This is a genomic window from Chryseobacterium sp. G0201 (assembly GCF_003815655.1).
Classification (GTDB): Bacteria; Bacteroidota; Bacteroidia; order Flavobacteriales; family Weeksellaceae; genus Chryseobacterium.
In genome coordinates this window covers 4,033,099-4,049,672 of sequence record NZ_CP033917.1, presented here as the reverse complement: position 1 = coordinate 4,049,672, position 16,574 = coordinate 4,033,099, and the positions used below count along the sequence as shown (strand labels likewise).

At 35.2% G+C, this 16,574-nt stretch carries 14 protein-coding genes; 4 read left to right on the top strand and 10 right to left on the bottom strand.

Translation table 11 applies throughout. From position 1 onward, the window contains the following. Nucleotides 1-48: 48 nt before the first annotated feature. On the bottom strand, nt 49-2,787 hold the full coding sequence (locus EG348_RS18065) for a sodium-translocating pyrophosphatase (protein WP_123984361.1): 2,739 nt from the start codon (nt 2,785-2,787) through the stop codon (nt 49-51). Between the two features lie 127 nt (nt 2,788-2,914). Between EG348_RS18065 and EG348_RS18060 the strand changes: the two genes are divergently transcribed. Beyond that, nucleotides 2,915-4,636 carry an amidohydrolase gene (locus tag EG348_RS18060; RefSeq protein ID WP_123984360.1) on the top strand — a complete coding sequence of 574 codons (1,722 nt, stop codon included), beginning with the start codon at nt 2,915-2,917 and terminating at the stop codon, nt 4,634-4,636. 82 nt (nt 4,637-4,718) lie between these two features. Here the strand turns inward: EG348_RS18060 and EG348_RS18055 are convergent, their stop codons facing one another. The 8 genes from EG348_RS18055 to pdhA all read right to left on the bottom strand — a co-directional run bounded on the left by EG348_RS18055 (nt 4,719) and on the right by pdhA (nt 11,861). Further along, the gene (locus EG348_RS18055; protein ID WP_066758631.1) at nt 4,719-5,330 is read right to left on the bottom strand and encodes an inorganic pyrophosphatase; all 612 of its coding nucleotides are present in this window, start codon (nt 5,328-5,330) and stop codon (nt 4,719-4,721) included. 20 nt (nt 5,331-5,350) lie between these two features. Continuing rightward, complete coding sequence (locus tag EG348_RS18050) at nt 5,351-5,863, bottom strand: hypothetical protein (RefSeq protein ID WP_123984359.1); 513 nt, start codon at nt 5,861-5,863, stop codon at nt 5,351-5,353. Between the two features lie 76 nt (nt 5,864-5,939). Next, nucleotides 5,940-6,806, bottom strand: a complete 867-nt coding sequence (locus tag EG348_RS18045; protein ID WP_123984358.1) for a hypothetical protein — start codon at nt 6,804-6,806, stop codon at nt 5,940-5,942. Next, nucleotides 6,803-7,480: a RadC family protein gene (gene radC / locus EG348_RS18040; RefSeq protein WP_123984357.1), complete on the bottom strand. Its 678-nt coding sequence runs from the start codon at nt 7,478-7,480 to the stop codon at nt 6,803-6,805. The genes EG348_RS18045 and radC overlap by 4 nt, the downstream gene beginning before the upstream one ends. Before the next feature lie 38 nt (nt 7,481-7,518). Continuing rightward, nucleotides 7,519-8,100, bottom strand: coding sequence for a murein L,D-transpeptidase catalytic domain-containing protein (locus tag EG348_RS18035; RefSeq protein ID WP_123984356.1), 582 nt, complete (start codon nt 8,098-8,100; stop codon nt 7,519-7,521). A gap of 11 nt (nt 8,101-8,111) precedes the next feature. Next, complete coding sequence (locus EG348_RS18030; RefSeq protein ID WP_123984355.1) at nt 8,112-8,780, bottom strand: ABC transporter ATP-binding protein; 669 nt, start codon at nt 8,778-8,780, stop codon at nt 8,112-8,114. Between the two features lie 362 nt (nt 8,781-9,142). Further along, nucleotides 9,143-10,759 carry a pyruvate dehydrogenase complex dihydrolipoamide acetyltransferase gene (locus EG348_RS18025; protein ID WP_123984354.1) on the bottom strand — a complete coding sequence of 539 codons (1,617 nt, stop codon included), beginning with the start codon at nt 10,757-10,759 and terminating at the stop codon, nt 9,143-9,145. A gap of 100 nt (nt 10,760-10,859) precedes the next feature. Next, nucleotides 10,860-11,861 carry a pyruvate dehydrogenase (acetyl-transferring) E1 component subunit alpha gene (pdhA, locus tag EG348_RS18020; protein ID WP_123984353.1) on the bottom strand — a complete coding sequence of 334 codons (1,002 nt, stop codon included), beginning with the start codon at nt 11,859-11,861 and terminating at the stop codon, nt 10,860-10,862. Between the two features lie 126 nt (nt 11,862-11,987). Here pdhA and EG348_RS18015 point away from each other — a divergent pair, with 126 nt between their 5' ends. From EG348_RS18015 to EG348_RS18005, 3 genes are read left to right on the top strand one after another with little or no spacing between them, the layout of a single operon-like run. Further along, nucleotides 11,988-12,590, top strand: a complete 603-nt coding sequence (locus EG348_RS18015) for a phosphatase PAP2 family protein (RefSeq protein WP_123984352.1) — start codon at nt 11,988-11,990, stop codon at nt 12,588-12,590. Nucleotides 12,591-12,596: 6 nt separating this feature from the next. Further along, entirely contained in the window at nt 12,597-13,076 is a 480-nt protein-coding gene (locus tag EG348_RS18010; protein ID WP_123984351.1) for a BlaI/MecI/CopY family transcriptional regulator, read from the top strand. A gap of 19 nt (nt 13,077-13,095) precedes the next feature. Then, on the top strand, nt 13,096-14,877 hold the full coding sequence (locus tag EG348_RS18005; RefSeq protein WP_123984350.1) for a DUF4153 domain-containing protein: 1,782 nt from the start codon (nt 13,096-13,098) through the stop codon (nt 14,875-14,877). A gap of 41 nt (nt 14,878-14,918) precedes the next feature. Here EG348_RS18005 and EG348_RS18000 read toward each other — a convergent pair whose 3' ends face one another. Further along, the gene (locus EG348_RS18000; RefSeq protein ID WP_123984349.1) at nt 14,919-16,472 is read right to left on the bottom strand and encodes a T9SS-dependent choice-of-anchor J family protein; all 1,554 of its coding nucleotides are present in this window, start codon (nt 16,470-16,472) and stop codon (nt 14,919-14,921) included. Nucleotides 16,473-16,574: the final 102 nt, after the last annotated feature.

The following is a 16,574-nucleotide window of genomic DNA, read 5'->3' as shown; positions in this document are numbered from 1 at the left end:
AAGCACCGCATAATGCAGTGCTTTATTTATAAGTTTAAATCTATTTATCTACAGAGACAGGACTCTTACATCAATTCTTCTGTTTTTAGCTTTACATTCATCGGTATCATTGGCTTCACAAATGGGATATTGTGCACCATAACCCTCAGCTTCTACTCTGTCAGATGAAATTCCGATCTCCAGTAATTTTAATTTTGCTGTTTGGGCTCTTAAATTTGATAATTTCTGATTGCTTTCAGGGTTTCCTGTATTATCAGTGTAACCTCCTAATTTTACTTTCAGATCAGGATAGGCATTTAAAATTTCTGCTAAATTAGTCAACTGAGCGTCCGAACCAGGTTTTAAATCACTCGAACCACTCTGGAAATACAGATTTTCGATCGTATACCAATTGTTTGGATCTAAAACTGTTTGATTTTTCAGTTTTACAGCATTGTACATTTGATATAATTGGCTTCCTTCACCAATCTTGATTGCTTTTCCGCCTTTTAGTTTTATCTCTTCGATAGTTCCGGTTTCATATACAAAATCTCCGTCTTCATTTAAATGACCTCTAACTTCTTTTGGAGCTAAAGTTATCACCGTATTTCCTGCGTTTATAGAAGAAACCGAATGAGCACCTTCCATTGCCAGTAAGCTTTCAATTTTAGCCTTTCTGTTCGTTTCAATTTTATCTTTATGTAAAACTGCTAAAGTCGGTGCGATTACTAATGACACAATCGACATTAATTTAATTAAAATATTCATGGATGGCCCAGAAGTATCTTTAAACGGATCTCCGACCGTATCACCTGTTACTGAAGCTTTATGAGGCTCTGAACCTTTATAATAGGTCTGTCCATTGATATTCGCACCTTTTTCAAATGATTTTTTAGCATTATCCCACGCACCGCCGGCATTATTCTGGAACATTCCCATTAAAACGCCACATACTGTAGCTCCTGCCAAGAATCCACCTAGAACTTCAGGCCCGAAAATAAATCCCATTAAAAGAGGAGAAATAATGGCAATTGCTCCCGGCAACATCATTTTTCTAATCGATGCATCGGTAGAAATAGCAACACATTTTTCATACTCGGGTTCTGCTTTTCCTTCCAAAATCCCAGGAATTTCACGGAACTGTCTTCTCACTTCCTCTACCATTGCCATTGCGGCTTGTCCAACCGCTGTAATTGCCAAGGATGAAAATATAAACGGAATCATTCCACCTACAAACAATCCGGCCAGCACATCGGCTCTGTAAATATCAATACCGTCAATACCTGCAATTCCTACGAAAGCTGCAAATAGAGCTAAAGCCGTCAACGCAGCAGAAGCAATGGCAAAACCTTTTCCTGTAGCTGCCGTGGTATTTCCTACCGCATCTAAAATATCTGTTTTTTCACGAACTTCTTTGGGTAATTCGCTCATTTCGGCAATTCCTCCCGCGTTATCTGCAATCGGTCCGAAAGCATCAATTGCCAACTGCATTGCTGTTGTAGCCATCATTCCTGCGGCAGCAATGGCCACACCGTACAATCCGGCGCATAGGTAAGAACCGTAAATTCCTCCTGCCAAAACAATGATCGGAAGTAAAGTTGATTCCATCCCAACGGCTAATCCGCCAATGATGTTTGTTGCGTGCCCAGTGGAAGATTGTCTCACAATACTTGAAACAGGTCTCTTGCCCATTGCCGTATAATATTCTGTAATGATACTCATTAAAGTTCCCACAACCAACCCGACCATGATCGCTCCAAAAACACCCATTTTAGTGAATTCATGACCTCTTAAAATCATTTTGTCAGGGAGAATATAAGTTACCAGAAAATAGGAAGCGACTGCCGTAATAACGATACTTCCCCAGTTTCCTAGATTTAAAGCATTCTGAACACTTGAAGTTGATGAACCCTCATTATCATTAATTCTGACAAATAAAGTTCCTATCATTGAAAATATAATTCCTGTTCCGGCAATCAGCATCGGCAAAAGAATCGGTGCAAAACCTCCGAATGAATCATCAGAGATCGTCTCTCTTCCCAAAACCATTGTCGCTAAAACCGTTGCCACATAAGATCCGAATAAATCGGCTCCCATCCCGGCAACATCACCAACATTATCCCCTACATTATCTGCTATAGTAGCCGGATTTCGAGGATCATCTTCTGGAATTCCTGCTTCAACTTTTCCAACCAAATCGGCTCCAACATCGGCCGCTTTTGTGTAAATACCACCACCAACTCTTGCAAAAAGAGCAATAGATTCGGCTCCGAGAGAAAATCCGGTAAGAATTTCTATCGTTCTTTCCATTTCATGTGAATCAACGGGGGCATTCGGGGCAAAAATTTGTTTTATAATTAAATACAAAGATCCTAATCCTAATACGGCCAGTCCGGCAACTCCCATTCCCATTACAGAACCTCCTGCAAATGAAACTTTAAGCGCTTTTGAAAGAGATGTTCTTGCGGCTTCTGCGGTTCTTACATTCGCTTTCGTAGCGATCTTCATTCCGATGAAACCTGCCAATGCAGAAAATATAGCACCAAAAATAAAAGCAATCCCGATGCTCCAATGCGAATTGGCGCTGGTCATTCCCATCACGGCTAATAAAATGGCTACAATAACTACGAAATAGCTTAAAACTTTGTACTCGGCTTTTAGAAAGGCCATCGCACCGTCAGCGATATGTCCGCTGATAATTTTCATTTTTTCATTTCCGGCATTTTGCTTACTTACCCAGTTACTTTGGAAAAAAGTATACAGTAAAGCAACAACACCAAATATTGGAATTAAATAGAACAAACCCATAGTTTATTATTTTTATATTAATGAATTGTAATTAGTTTTATAAATATAGCAAAATTTACAAATGCTTTATAGAAGTGAGAATATTATATTTTATTGTATATTTATTGACACCACAAAATCACATATCATGAAAGCATTAATTTATTTAATTCTCTCAGTATTGTTCATTAGTAGCTTTCAAACCAGAATTCCTACAGAAAAAGCTGAAATCCTTTATTTTGGAGGACCCATCTTAACGATGGAAGATCAAGCACCACAAGCCGAAGCTCTCGTTATAAAAAATGGTAAAATCCTTTTTGTAGGAAAAAAATCCGAGGCTGATCATTATACCGATTCGCGTACGAAGATGATTGATCTTAAAGGAAATGTTTTATTACCCGGATTTATTGATGTTCATGGGCATGTTACGTCAAGAGCTGGTATAATGCAGGCAATAGATCTTTCTCCGGAGCCTTACGGTACCGTTAATTCAATTAAAGATCTTCAAAATACTATAAAAAAAAACATAAAAGAAAATAATACCCCAAAAAACCAAACTATTATCGGTAATGGATATGATGATGCTATTATGATAGAGCATCGACATCCCACCAAAGATGAATTGGATGCCATCAGCAAAACCAATCCTATCATTATCATCCATACTTCCGGACATGCCTGTGTTGCCAATACTGCTATGCTTAAATTTCTGGGAATATCTGAATCTGCAAAAAATCCTGAGGGTGGACATTATGGAAGAAATAAAAAAACAGGAAAGCTAAACGGTAAATTAGAAGAAAATGCAAACTTTATGGCTCTTCTTAATTTAACCGAAAAGATGAGCAAAGGAACCAATACCCAAGCTCAGGCCATGGATAATTTAATGAAAGCCCAAGAAGAATGGTTAAGTTACGGACAAACAACTATTTGCGACGGGAGAACCATGGGAGAAAGTGTAAAACTTCTAGAAAAAGCTGCCGCAAAACATTTATTTAAAGTAGATGTTGTCTATTTCCCAGACTATGAATATTTTAAAAAAGATCTGGGTGCTTTTAAACCTAAATACATGCATTATGATAACCATTTGAAATTGGCAGGTTTCAAATTTTCAGATGACGGTTCTCCGCAAGGAAAAACGGCCTGGCTTACCCAGCCTTATCTGGTTCCGCCGGAAGGTCAGTCTGCTGACTATAAAGGTTTTCCTATTTTTACAGATGAAGTTTTATATAGTGATCTTAAAACTTTATTTCAAAATAATATTACGGCACAACTTCATGTTAACGGCGATGCCGCTATTGACCAGGCATTACGGGTTATTGAAAGACTAAAGGATGAAAAAATCTATAGACCTGAGCTTCGTGCTACCCTTATTCATGTTCAAAACAGCCGTCCCGATCATATTCAGAAAATAAAAGAACTGGGGCTTATTCCTTCTTATTTTTCAACGCATGCTTACTTATGGGGAGATTGGCATTATTCCAGTGTTTTTGGTCCGGAAAGAGCTTCATTTATCAGTCCTGCGCATTCTGCACTGCAAGCCGGCATTATTTTTACCATCCATCACGATGCTCCTGTAACTCCGCCGGATTTAATTACAGCCATCTATGCAGCCGTTAACCGAAAAACCCGTTCAGGAATGATTTTGGGACCTAATGAAAGGATATCACCTCTTGAAGCCCTAAAAGCAATAACAATTAATGCTGCTTATCAACTGCAGGAAGAAAAAACAAAAGGATCCATTAAAGCCGGAAAGCTTGCTGATTTGGTTATCCTTGATAAAAATCCGTTAACGATAAATCCTGAACAAATCAGGAGTATTGTTGTTTTGGAAACAATAAAAGAAGGAGTTTCTGTCTACAAAAGAAAATAACATGTTTTTTTGTTGATGAAATCTTAAAAACAAAAAAGACAGATGAATTTCATCTGTCTTTTTTTATCTGTATGCGGGGATTTTATCCTCCGAATTTGTCTGCGTAATCTTTCTGAGATGCAATGATAACTTTCTTAGCGTGTTCAGCGCCATAAACCTCCTGAATTCTACATTTTGCAGGCTCATCCGGTAAGTTTTTGTACGTTAAGAAATAGTGCATTAATCGTTTCACTTCAGCTTCAGGTAATTCAGCAATATCTCTGAAATGTCCGAAAGCATGGTCACCGATCATTACTGCAACAATTTTATCATCAGCCTCACCTCCGTCGATCATTTTGAAACCTCCGATTGGAATAGCTTCCATGAACAACCCACCTCCGTGAATATTGTGAGAACTCAAAACACAGATATCCAATGGATCATGATCTCCCATCGATACATCTGTAGCTCCTCTTTCAACTGCTAATTTCATTACTTCATTATCGCAATATGTTCTTGGAACAAATCCGTACAATGCCGGGATGATATTTGAGAATTTTTGAGGTCTGTCTACCTTTAAATATCCTGTTTCTTTATCTACTTCATATTTAATAGTATCTGAAGGAACGATTTCCACGAATACATTAACAACATTTGGCGCATCTTCTCCTGCAGAAACTCCATGCCATGGATGTGCTTTAAAATTTGGAATCATTATTTATTTTTATTTTTTAGTTAAGCTATTATTAAAATTTCTCTTCTCAGGTCTTCTATTGTCGCCGAAATATAGTCTTCATTTTCCATGTAATTCATGATGAAAATGGTTTTAAACTCATCAAGATTGGCGTTTCCGCTTAATCCTTCATAGGTTTTGTGAAGCAGATCCAGCACTGCATTCTTGGAATCAACAATATTTTTCCACGAATTTTTTGTGATGTATAATTGTTGTGAAGAATTATACTCAAACTCTTCATTGATCGTTTTTTCGGTAAGAAAAATGAATTCGTGAGCGGCAAGATCTTTATCAAATCTCTGAATAAGGTTGGAAGGCTTTATCCTCTCCAGAAAAAGGGTCATTCTTTCATAAGACTGGGTCTTGTTTTCGGAATTCGATTTTACGGAAAGAAGCTTTATTTCCTGATTCTTAAGACTGATATAATTGTGTACAAACTGTCTCAGCAAAACCAAAAATGGTATTGCGATGATCAATGCAAATGCATATGGTAGGTATCCTGAAAGACTTGTCATAATTTGAGGAAGCAAAATTACTAATATTTTCTGAATTTATAGCTGAAAAACGTGTCATTGTATAACATTCGCTATTTTATGAGATTCGCTTTAAAATCTTACTTTCCAAATAAGAATATTCCTGGAGTTCTGCACCAAAACTTTTAAAGAAAATTTCTATTCCCCGAATATTACTTCCCATAAAATTAAAAGTCTTCTCGTGAATATAGTTTTGCAGAATTTTATCTATTAAAAAAGAAGGTCCGTTTTCGTTTTTGTAAGATTCATCATTAATTAAGGCTAATAATGAAAGTTGATTTTCTTCTGAAATGATAACCGCCAAATTGATCAGTTTTTCATCCAAATAAGCTCCGTATAGCTTAAGAAAGCCATTTACATTTAAAAATTCTAAATATTTTATAAATTTTTCGTAGTCTGATCTTTTAGGAATTCCTTTATAATTATTTTCAATAAAAGAAATAATTTCAGCGCTTAGATCTATTTCTTTATAAAAAAGGTGCTGAGCGCATTTAGCTGTAGATTTTCTTCCTTTAAAATATTTTGTCCGCCTTAAAATCACATAATCAGAAATTGGAATGATGTAATTTTTCTTTTTTTCTAATTTTTCTCCAAAATTATTCTTCTGATTAAATGAATATAAAAAAACGTTTGATTTTTTTTGTAAAACCTTTAAAAATTGGTCATTAATTTCACGGTTGTCTTCTTTAGAAAATATGCCTAACTGCTGACAAAAAAGAGGCATAAGAATAAAATTTAAACCCATTTTTTTTTTCAACGGAATCGGCATTACAGCTTCATAGTCTCCATAAATTAATAATTCCCAATTTCCTGAAAGCTGGTCAAGAACATTTTTATTGGCGTACCAATTTTTCTGTTCAGAATTTTCTAAACATTCAGTGTATTTTTTGAAATCAATCTCGTTATATTTCAATCTTCTAATCATAATAATCCTTCGTCTGAGAAACTTAAGTATGAATTCTGTGTAATGATCAAATGATCTAAAAGCTGAATATTTAGAAATGTTCCTGCTTCTTTTATTTTTTGTGTAATATCCAGATCTTCCCTGCTCGGTTTTAAATTTCCTGATGGATGATTGTGAGCAATGATAATTCCCGTGGAAAAATGATCCAGCGCTGTTTTAAATAGAATTCTGACATCCACAATCGATTGGTTAATTCCTCCTTGAGTTAATTGAGCGGTATGGAGAACTTTATTACTTTGATTCAGAAAAATAGCCCAAAATTCTTCTGTCCGTAAATCTGAAAGATGATTTTTAAAAATCTGATATGCTCCGTTACTGTTCGAAATCATTGGCTTTTCAGGAATTTCCTGACTGGCTCTTCTTCTCCCGATTTCCAAAGCTGTTGCAATAGAAATTGCTTTCACCTCGCCAATTCCTTTAAATTTCGTTAGATCTTTCACCGACAATAAACTTAACTGATTCCAATTATTATTAACAGATGCTAAAATCTTTCTGGCTAATTCTAAAGCAGTTTCATCTCTATTTCCGCTTCCCATAATGATCGCAAGCAATTCGGAATCAGAAAGTGAGCCTTTGCCTTTCAGCATAAACTTTTCTCTGGGTCTGTCGTCTTCTGCAAGGAATTTTATGGACATGTTGGGAACTTATGAGTTATAAATGATGAATTATGAGTCTAATAAAATGCGTATAAAATGATAGGCTGTTTTGATTGGTCGATGTATTTTGCAGTTTCGTTGAATGCATTTTTTGAAAGCATTGGACAACCAAAACTTAAACATACTGGATTTATTGATTCCTGATCCGGAACGCAATAATAAGAATGAAGAACAATTGCTCTAGGTCTTGCATTATTGTTTGTTTCATCAAGTCCGTCTAAGCGATATGCCTTTCCGAATTTTCCGTTATAACTTTCGCGAATTTCATATTTCCCCAAAGATGATTGGTGAGAACCATCAATATTGCTGAATTGTAAATTATTAGAATTCGAAACTACAGAACCTTCTCCATGAGCAACAACTGCTTTCTGTAAAATTTGATCTTTTTTCAGATCATAAACGAAATATCTATACTTTCCCGAATGAATTTTAAAATTGATAAAAACCGCCAAATCCTGATTATAATTTTTTCCTTTAATATAGTTTTTAATTTCCGAAACTTTTGATTTTGGAAGATAATCAACAACATTATTGGCCTGAGATTCAAATTTAGAACAGGAAATAAAAAAAAGGAATAAAAAAATAAAGTGTTTCATCATTTGACAGGAATTTACTCGATAATCATTCCGTCTTTCATGACTAATTTTCTGTCAGTAATTTCCGCAAGATTAGGGTTGTGCGTTACAATCACGAATGTCTGATTGTATTTATCTCTTAAATCAAAGAATAACCTGTGCAAATCATCCGCATTTTTTGAATCTAAGTTACCTGTAGGTTCATCCGCAAAAATGATTTTAGGAGAATTAATCAATGCTCTGGCAACGGCTACCCTTTGCGCTTCCCCACCCGATAATTGGTTGGGTTTATGTTGCAACCTTTGTTCGATTTTCAAATCTTCAAACAAAGCATACGCCTTTTCTAATGATTCTTTTTCGTTGGCTCCGCCGATTTTTGTCGGCAATAATACGTTTTCCAATGCCGTAAATTCCGGCAACAACTGATGAAACTGAAATACAAAACCAATATTCTGGTTCCTGAATTTAGAAAGCTGCTTATCATTCATATTAATAAATGACTCACCTGCTATTGAGATCTCTGTATCGTATTTGTTTGAGTTCGAAGGTAGATCCAATGTTCCCAAGATCTGCAGTAAAGTAGATTTTCCTGCACCTGATTCTCCAACAATAGAAACAACCTCTCCGGTTTTGATATGAATATCAACACCTTTTAATACTTCTAAATTCCCATAAGATTTATGGATATTTCTTGCTTTAATCATGAGCCAAAAATAGTGAATTGATTTGAAATATTAGAGAAATTTAAGGTGAATTGTGAGTGGTCAATGCACTTCGTTGGTCAATTTTTTTAAACTTAAATTTTAAACGCAAGGTATGCTAGGATTTTTTAATTTCAATCTACATATTTTTTCGTTCACAAAGGCTTTAACACTCAGCAAAGATGAATGTTTAGAAATTAACATCATCCACTTTGTCATCCCGGAGGAATCTAGACACGAATTTTTCCAAACTATTTTCTAATACTATGTTTAGATTCCTCCGGAATGACAAACAGAGTGAAAAATTTAACCTACAAAAAAACCTCCCAAAATTGAGAGGTTTTTGTATTTCAAAACTTAGAAAATTACAGTAACAAAGTTAAAGGACTTTCTAAATATGTTTTTAAAGTTTGTAAGAACTGAGCACCTGTAGCACCGTCTACCACTCTGTGGTCACAAGCTAATGAAAGCTTCATGATGTTTCCAACTACGATCTGTCCGTCTTTTACGATCGGTTTCTCGATGATTGCTCCTACTGAAAGGATTGCAGAGTTTGGTTGATTGATGATACTCGTAAATGTTTCAATTCCGAACATTCCTAAGTTAGAAACTGAGAAAGTAGAACCTTCCATTTCGTTTGCCTTAAGACCTTTAGATTTAGCTCTTCCAGCCATATCCTTAACACCAGCAGAAATCTGAGTATACGTCATCTGATCTGTGTTTTTAAGAACAGGAACCACCAATCCGTCAGGAATAGCTACCGCTACACCAATATTGATATTTCCTCTGTGGATCACTTTATCTCCAGCCCAGCTAGAATTAACTTGTGGATGTTTTCTTAAAGCAACAGCAGTCGCCTTAATAATCATGTCGTTGAAAGAAATTTTAGTATCAGGTAAAGAATTGATTTCTTTTCTAGCTTCAATTGCTTTATCCATATTGATCTCCACCATTAGATAATAGTGAGGAGCAGAGAATTTACTTTCAGCAAGACGTTTCGCGATGATATTTCTTACCTGAGAGTTTGGAGTCTCTGTATCTTCTCCCTGAACAAAACTTAATGCAACATGAGCAGCCGGATTTACAGTCGGCGCAGATGCTGCGGGTTTTGCCTGAGATGGCTGATAGTTTTCAATATCTTTTTTAACGATTCTTCCGTTTTCTCCAGAACCCTGAATACCGTGAATGTCAACTCCTTTATCCTGAGCCATTTTTTTAGCTAAAGGAGAAATTGCAACTCTGTCGGTAGATGAAGAACTTACAGCCTGAGCAGCAGGTTTTTCTTCTGTTTTAGCTTCAGCTTTTTGTTCTGCAGGCTTTTCTGAAGACTGAGCAGCAGGTTTTGCAGCTCCAACGCCAGAAACGTCAGTTCCTTCAGGTCCGATAATTGCCAATACTGAATCAACCGGAGCAGCACCGCCTTCTTCAACACCTTGCTTCAATAATACTCCGTTGAATTCAGATTCAAAATCCTGAACTGCTTTATCTGTCTCAATCTCAGCAAGAAGATCACCTTCTTTTACTGTATCTCCAACATTTTTATGCCATTTCGCCACTTTACCTTCTGTCATTGTATCAGAAAGTCTTGGCATTGTAATAACTTCAACACCGGCAGGCACTTCAGCAGTAGTTTGTTCTACGCTTGTTGCTTCATTTTCCGTTTTAGATTCTTCTTCAGATTTTTTCTCTTCAGAAGCTCCAGCTGCAGGAGCACTGCCTCCTTTCAACGCTGAAATATCTTCACCTTCATTACCGATAATCGCTAAAATAGAATCTACAGCAGCAGCACCTCCTTCTTCTACACCAACGTATAAAAGAGTTCCTTCTACTTCAGATTCGAAATCCTGAACAGCTTTATCTGTTTCAATTTCAGCTAAAATATCTCCTTCCTTTACTTTATCACCTACTTTTTTATGCCATTTCGCCACTTTACCTTCCGTCATAGTGTCGGAAAGACGCGGCATTGTAATAACTTCTGCCATAATTTAATTTATTAATTTGTTAATGTTGATGATGTGATGATACCTTAAAAGTGAAAATAATTAACACACCAGCATATCATCGTTATCAGCAAATTATTTATTAGTTTTCTAATTTGTCTAAGAATGGATAGTTTTCCTGAGAATAAACATACTCATACACTTTATCTGCATCCGGATATGGAGAATTTTCCATGAATTCGATACACTCATCAACAAAATCTCTTGATTTGTTATCGATAACTTCTAATTCCTGCTCAGTTGCCCAGTTGTTTGATAAGATTCTTGATTTAACCAATTCGATAGGGTCATCATTTTTATGAATAGCCACTTCATCCTTAGATCTGTAAGGCTCAGCGTCAGACATAGAGTGACCTCTGTAACGGTAAGTTCTAGCTTCGATGAAAGTTGGCCCATCTCCTCTTCTTGCTCTTTCAATAGCCTCGTAAGCAGCTTCTGCTACTTTCACAGGATCCATTGCATCTACAGGAAGACAAGGCATTTCGTATCCTAAACCTAATTTATAGATATCTTCGTGGTTAGCTGTTCTCTTAACAGAAGTTCCCATTGCATACTGGTTGTTTTCTACAACGAATACTACCGGAAGTTTCCAGTTCATCGCCATGTTAAACGTTTCATGTAATGAACCCTGTCTTGCTGCTCCATCTCCGAAGAAACAGATATTTACCGCTTTTCTGTCAAAAAATTTATCTGCAAAAGCAATCCCTGCACCTAAAGGAATCTGACCCCCAACAATACCGTGACCACCATAAAAACGGTGTTCTTTACTGAAAATGTGCATAGATCCACCCATACCTCCTGACGTACCTGTAGCTTTACCACAAAGTTCTGCCATGATTCTTTTAGGGTCTACTCCCATTGCCATTGGATGGATGTGGCATCTGTAAGCAGTGATCATACTATCTTTAGTTAAATCCATTGCATGCGTGAAACCAGCAGGTATAGCCTCCTGACCATTATACAAATGTAAAAAACCTCTGATTTTTTGTTTTAAATAAAGAGAACGGCATTTGTCTTCAAACCTTCTCCACATTGTCATATCTTCATACCACTTCAGGTATACCTCTTTAGAAAATTCTTTCATGTGTTAGCTCTTGCTTATTTATTATGAAATAGTTGAGCAAAATTATAAAAAAAACTTCATTTTTATTGTATACATACCAATTGTTTTTTTAGTTATAGTATTATATTTACATTATCAAACTTAAATATGGAAGAAAAACAGCCTTCATTTATACATAAAATCTCAAAAATCATCTCAGATTTTTTTAATCCATTGACTTCTCTGTTTATATTTTTCATTTATATGAGCCTTCGGGAATATACTTTTAAAGAGTCTGTTACACACTTTCTTCCCATATTATTAATTGTGATTTTACCTGTTGTGATTTGGCTGGTTTGGAATGTAAGAACCGGAAGATATACGAATATGGATGTCTCCAATCGGGTTCAGAGGAAAACGTTATACATTTTTATCGCAGTTTGTGTTACCGGTTACATGCTTTTTAATTATATCAAAAACGGATATATCGATTTTATCATGCTTTTTATATTAATTCTTCTTTTTTCTTTACAGATCAGTAATTTTTTCATTAAAAGTTCGATGCACACAGCATTTAATGTATTTGTGGCAGCATTATTTTTTGCATTAAACTGGAAAATGGGAATCCTTTGGTTGGGAATTGCCGCTTTGGTAGGAATTACGAGAATTATTTTAAAAAGACACACCGTAAAAGAGGTATTTATGGGAGCCGGAATAGCTTTTCTGGTATCTTTTATTTATCTTTATTGCAATATACAATTTCAACATTAAGAATATATGAAAATAAATCATCTTACCTCTGCCGAAGAGAATTTAATGAAACTTTTTTGGACGCTGAATTCATTTTATTTAAAAGATGTGATGGAGCAGCATCCTGAGCCGAAACCACACCAAAATACAGTTTCTACATACTTGAAAATATTGGTTGAAAAAGGTTATTTATCTACTGAAAAGGAGGGCAGAATTTTTAAATATACAGTTATTATGCCTTTCGAAAATTATAAGAAATTCTTATTAAAAGAGCTTTCACATAATTTTTTTCATGATTCCGGAAAAGAGATCCTGGAGTTTTTAATGAACGAAAAATTGGTTTCACAAGATGATCTCAGAAGTTATTTTGATCTTAAAATGGAACTTAAACCTACAAAAGTAAAGGCTCCGAAACTGGAAATTGCCAATGAGATTTTAAATCCTAAAAAAGATAAAAAAGCCAAGGATAAAGATAAAGACAAAAAAAAGAAGAAGAAAAAAGACTAAACACAAAAACACTTAGATCATGAAAACAAAATTTCGAGAAATAATCGGGAAAGTGGGTGATGTAATATTCCGTTATCCCATGGTTTTGGTTATAGCGCTGCTTACTGCGGGTGGGGCTATTTATATGGCCGAAACAAGCTCTAGTGAAACATCGTTCTTTACCTATTCCAAAGTCACGATGTGTCTTGGTCTCGGAATTTCTTTACTATTTGCTTTAAAAATGCTTTCCCAAAGAATTGGTAAGGCTTTTTTATTGGAGATTTGCGGAGTTATTTTCCTGATTGGCTTTTACTTTATCTTTCCCGACGAGAAAAAAGAGTTTATAGAAACGCATGGTTACATTATTGCAATAACGTTTCTACTCTCCCACTTGCTGGTTTCTTTTGTCCCTTTTTTAGATAAGAATAAAGAACTTAATTTCTGGCAGTATAACAAAAATCTGTTCGTTAATATTTTCCTTACAGCAATTTTTACAGGTGTACTTACTGGCGGTGTACAATTGGCGGTTTTGGCGGTTGATAAGCTTTTTGATTTTGATTTTAATGATAAGCTTTATGCAGATCTTTTCTTTTTCTTTGCTATTTTCGGGAGTTGCTTTATCTTCTTATTATTTAATGAAAAAGGATTAAGTTACCTTGAAAAAGATGGAAAATATCCTGTAATATTAAAATTTTTCACGCAGTTTATTTTAATTCCATTATTATTTATTTACGTCATAATTCTGTATTTCTATTCATTTAAAATACTGATCAACTGGCAGCTTCCGAGAGGTTGGGTTTCTTACCTTGTTTTAGCGTACAGTATTGTGGGAATTCTGGCTTTATTGCTAGTTCATCCATTGAAAGAGAATAATACAAAATCTTGGGTAAAAATCTTTTCAAAAGTCTTTTATTTCACAATTATTCCGCTTATTATCCTTTTGTTTACAGCAATTTTTACAAGAATCTTGGAATATGGATATACTGAACCCAGATATTTTGTGCTTCTCTTGGCTTTATGGCTTTTAAGTATTGTAATTTATTTTGTATTTAAGAAGAATTCAAGTATAAAATTTATTCCGATAAGTTTGTTTGCTTTTGGAGTTTTTGCATTGACATTTCCTTATTTAAATGCTTTCAGTGTTTCAAAAAGAAGTCAAAAATCTGAATTGCTTAAACTTTTAAATGAAAAGCAATTATTAAGCAACAATAAAATCGATTTTCAAAAGAAAGTAACCGATACCATCGTTAATGAAATTGGAGATAAATTTGAATTTTTAGCAGAAAGAAAACAGGCAGATTTTCTTTTAAATCTAGTGGATACAAAAAAGAATCACACCTTAGAAAATGAGATTAAAGCGAATCCGTTTTCAATTTTAAGATTTAGTGTTCAGAGTGAATTTACCAATACAAACAGAACAATCACTTCTGATTACGAAAGGCTTAGCCTAGAATCTGAAAAACAATATATCACTTTAGATAATTATCAATATTCCTTTAATTTAAGAAATTATAATGATGATACTAAAGAAATAAATGGTGACAAATTCAATATAATCGAAAGATCCGATAAAGGAGTTACATTAAAAGTAAACCTTAATTCGAAAGAAGAAGTAGATTTCACTCCCGGCATTAATAATTTATTTAAAGAATATTCGGGCAGAAAAGGTGTCGTAAAATTACCGGAAATCTCCTTGGAAAAAGATCTTGGTAAATATCATATCAAAGTAGTTTTTCTTACTATTTCGAATGATAAATCGCCATACAATAAATCAGGCTCCATCTATTACGACAATGCAGTACTGCTGATAAAAGAGAAATAAAATACATAAAAAAAGCGGCCTAAAAGCCGCTTTCATTGTATTTAGTCCTTGACAATTTTAAATGATTCATCTTTACCTTCAGATTTTACTCGTAATAAGTAAACTCCTTTTTTCAGATCAGATACATTCACTTGTTTAGAATTATTATCAAATTTTCGTACCAACTGACCTGTCAGAGAGAATATTTCAATACTATTAACCTTTTTGTCAGTATTAATATTTAAAACATCTTTCACAGGATTTGGATACACTTTCACTCCGCTGTTTTTAGCAATATCATTAACTGCTAACGTAGCAGAAGCATCAACCACAGAAACATTATCTACATCAATTCCTCTCGCCCAGTTCGAAGTACCTTCTAAGGCGATCAGATAGTTTGCAGATTTATTTGGAAGAGGAATACTTACGTCCAGCCAAGCTGCATTTTCAGTAGTGTAAGAACTTCCTACCTGAGTCCATGCATCAGATGGGTTTGCTTTATAAAAAATTCTTAATTCATCAATATCACCAAACCAGTTTACGTTTGCTAAACTGAATCTAAGTTCCGGATTTGCAAGTGCATAGATATTCAATGGAGGTAATAATAATTTTGCCTTTTCACCAGCTTCTTCTGTTCTGAATTCAGCCATTGTTGGTGCTGATTTAGGAGTGATTGAAGAGTTTCCGTTAGCTGTAACATAAGCCCATGTTGCAGTACCAGCACCTGAAACAGCTTCATTAGCCCAACACGAAGGGATCGTAGCATTATCAAAGTTCTGCGTATACGGGAATGTTGCTAAAGGAGCACATGTAGTCGTAAATGACTGAGCAGCAGACCAAGTACTGAATCCGTTGGCTGCACAATTTGATCTTACATAAAACTGATAAGCCGTAGATGGATTAAGAGAAGGAAGCGTTGCGGATGCAGTTCCACTATTTGCCATAGTTCCTGTTCCCTGTGTAAATCCTGTCGGCCCGTATTCAATCTGATAGGTTGCACCTGGCGTAGGAGATGCTGTCCAACTTATATTTGCAGAGTTTGAAGTAACTCCATTTACAGCTATAGAAGACGGGATATCACATGCCGGTTTTGGTCCATTAAGAACATCATCAATATCAAAATAAAAAAGATCTGTAGTTGCAGAATAGAATCCGATATAAATCGTTTGCCCTATATAAGCAGAAAGATCATAAGAATATCTATAAAAATCAGGTCCGCTTGATGGAGCTACAGTAGCCGCTAAAGTATTCGTAAAGGCAGCAGCCGTAGGTGTTGTTGTAGATACCTTTACGCTGATCGTTTCCGGATACAAAGGATCACGACTACGTGCATAAAAAGAAAGATAATCGCTTACTCCGGCAGTAACTGTAATAGCAGGTGTAACCAAATAATCATCATGGGCATCAGAATTATATCTTATTGAAGCCGTTCTCGCACCACTGTAAGCCGTAATACTTCCACCAGTATAATCTATAATTTCCCAAGTATTTGCGTCTCCTCCGTTGAGGGCTGTCCAACCCGTAGGAAGGGAAGCGGAAGCTTCAAAATTTTGGAAAAATTGAGCATTTGCAATGGCTGGAATTGCAAATAATGCCAAAAGTAATTGTTTTTTCATAACCTAATTCTTAAATTGAATGTTAACTTACAAAATTCATGTTAATTTTCAAAATAAAAACAGAAAGTACTACGAAAAAATAAACTATAATTAATATTTCAT

Bases quoted from the DNA above. Each gene is read 5' to 3' on its own strand.
- EG348_RS18000 (WP_123984349.1), bottom strand. From the start codon at position 16,472: ATGAAAAAACAATTACTTTTGGCATTATTTGCAATTCCAGCCATTGCA.
- EG348_RS18050 (WP_123984359.1), bottom strand. From the start codon at position 5,863: ATGACAAGTCTTTCAGGATACCTACCATATGCATTTGCATTGATCATC.
- EG348_RS18060 (WP_123984360.1), top strand. From the start codon at position 2,915: ATGAAAGCATTAATTTATTTAATTCTCTCAGTATTGTTCATTAGTAGC.
- EG348_RS18055 (WP_066758631.1), bottom strand. From the start codon at position 5,330: ATGATTCCAAATTTTAAAGCACATCCATGGCATGGAGTTTCTGCAGGA.
- EG348_RS18015 (WP_123984352.1), top strand. From the start codon at position 11,988: ATGGAAGAAAAACAGCCTTCATTTATACATAAAATCTCAAAAATCATC.
- EG348_RS18010 (WP_123984351.1), top strand. From the start codon at position 12,597: ATGAAAATAAATCATCTTACCTCTGCCGAAGAGAATTTAATGAAACTT.
- EG348_RS18030 (WP_123984355.1), bottom strand. From the start codon at position 8,780: ATGATTAAAGCAAGAAATATCCATAAATCTTATGGGAATTTAGAAGTA.
- EG348_RS18005 (WP_123984350.1), top strand. From the start codon at position 13,096: ATGAAAACAAAATTTCGAGAAATAATCGGGAAAGTGGGTGATGTAATA.
- EG348_RS18035 (WP_123984356.1), bottom strand. From the start codon at position 8,100: ATGATGAAACACTTTATTTTTTTATTCCTTTTTTTTATTTCCTGTTCT.
- pdhA (WP_123984353.1), bottom strand. From the start codon at position 11,861: ATGAAAGAATTTTCTAAAGAGGTATACCTGAAGTGGTATGAAGATATG.
- radC (WP_123984357.1), bottom strand. From the start codon at position 7,480: ATGTCCATAAAATTCCTTGCAGAAGACGACAGACCCAGAGAAAAGTTT.
- EG348_RS18025 (WP_123984354.1), bottom strand. From the start codon at position 10,759: ATGGCAGAAGTTATTACAATGCCGCGTCTTTCCGACACTATGACGGAA.
- EG348_RS18065 (WP_123984361.1), bottom strand. From the start codon at position 2,787: ATGGGTTTGTTCTATTTAATTCCAATATTTGGTGTTGTTGCTTTACTG.
- EG348_RS18045 (WP_123984358.1), bottom strand. From the start codon at position 6,806: ATGATTAGAAGATTGAAATATAACGAGATTGATTTCAAAAAATACACT.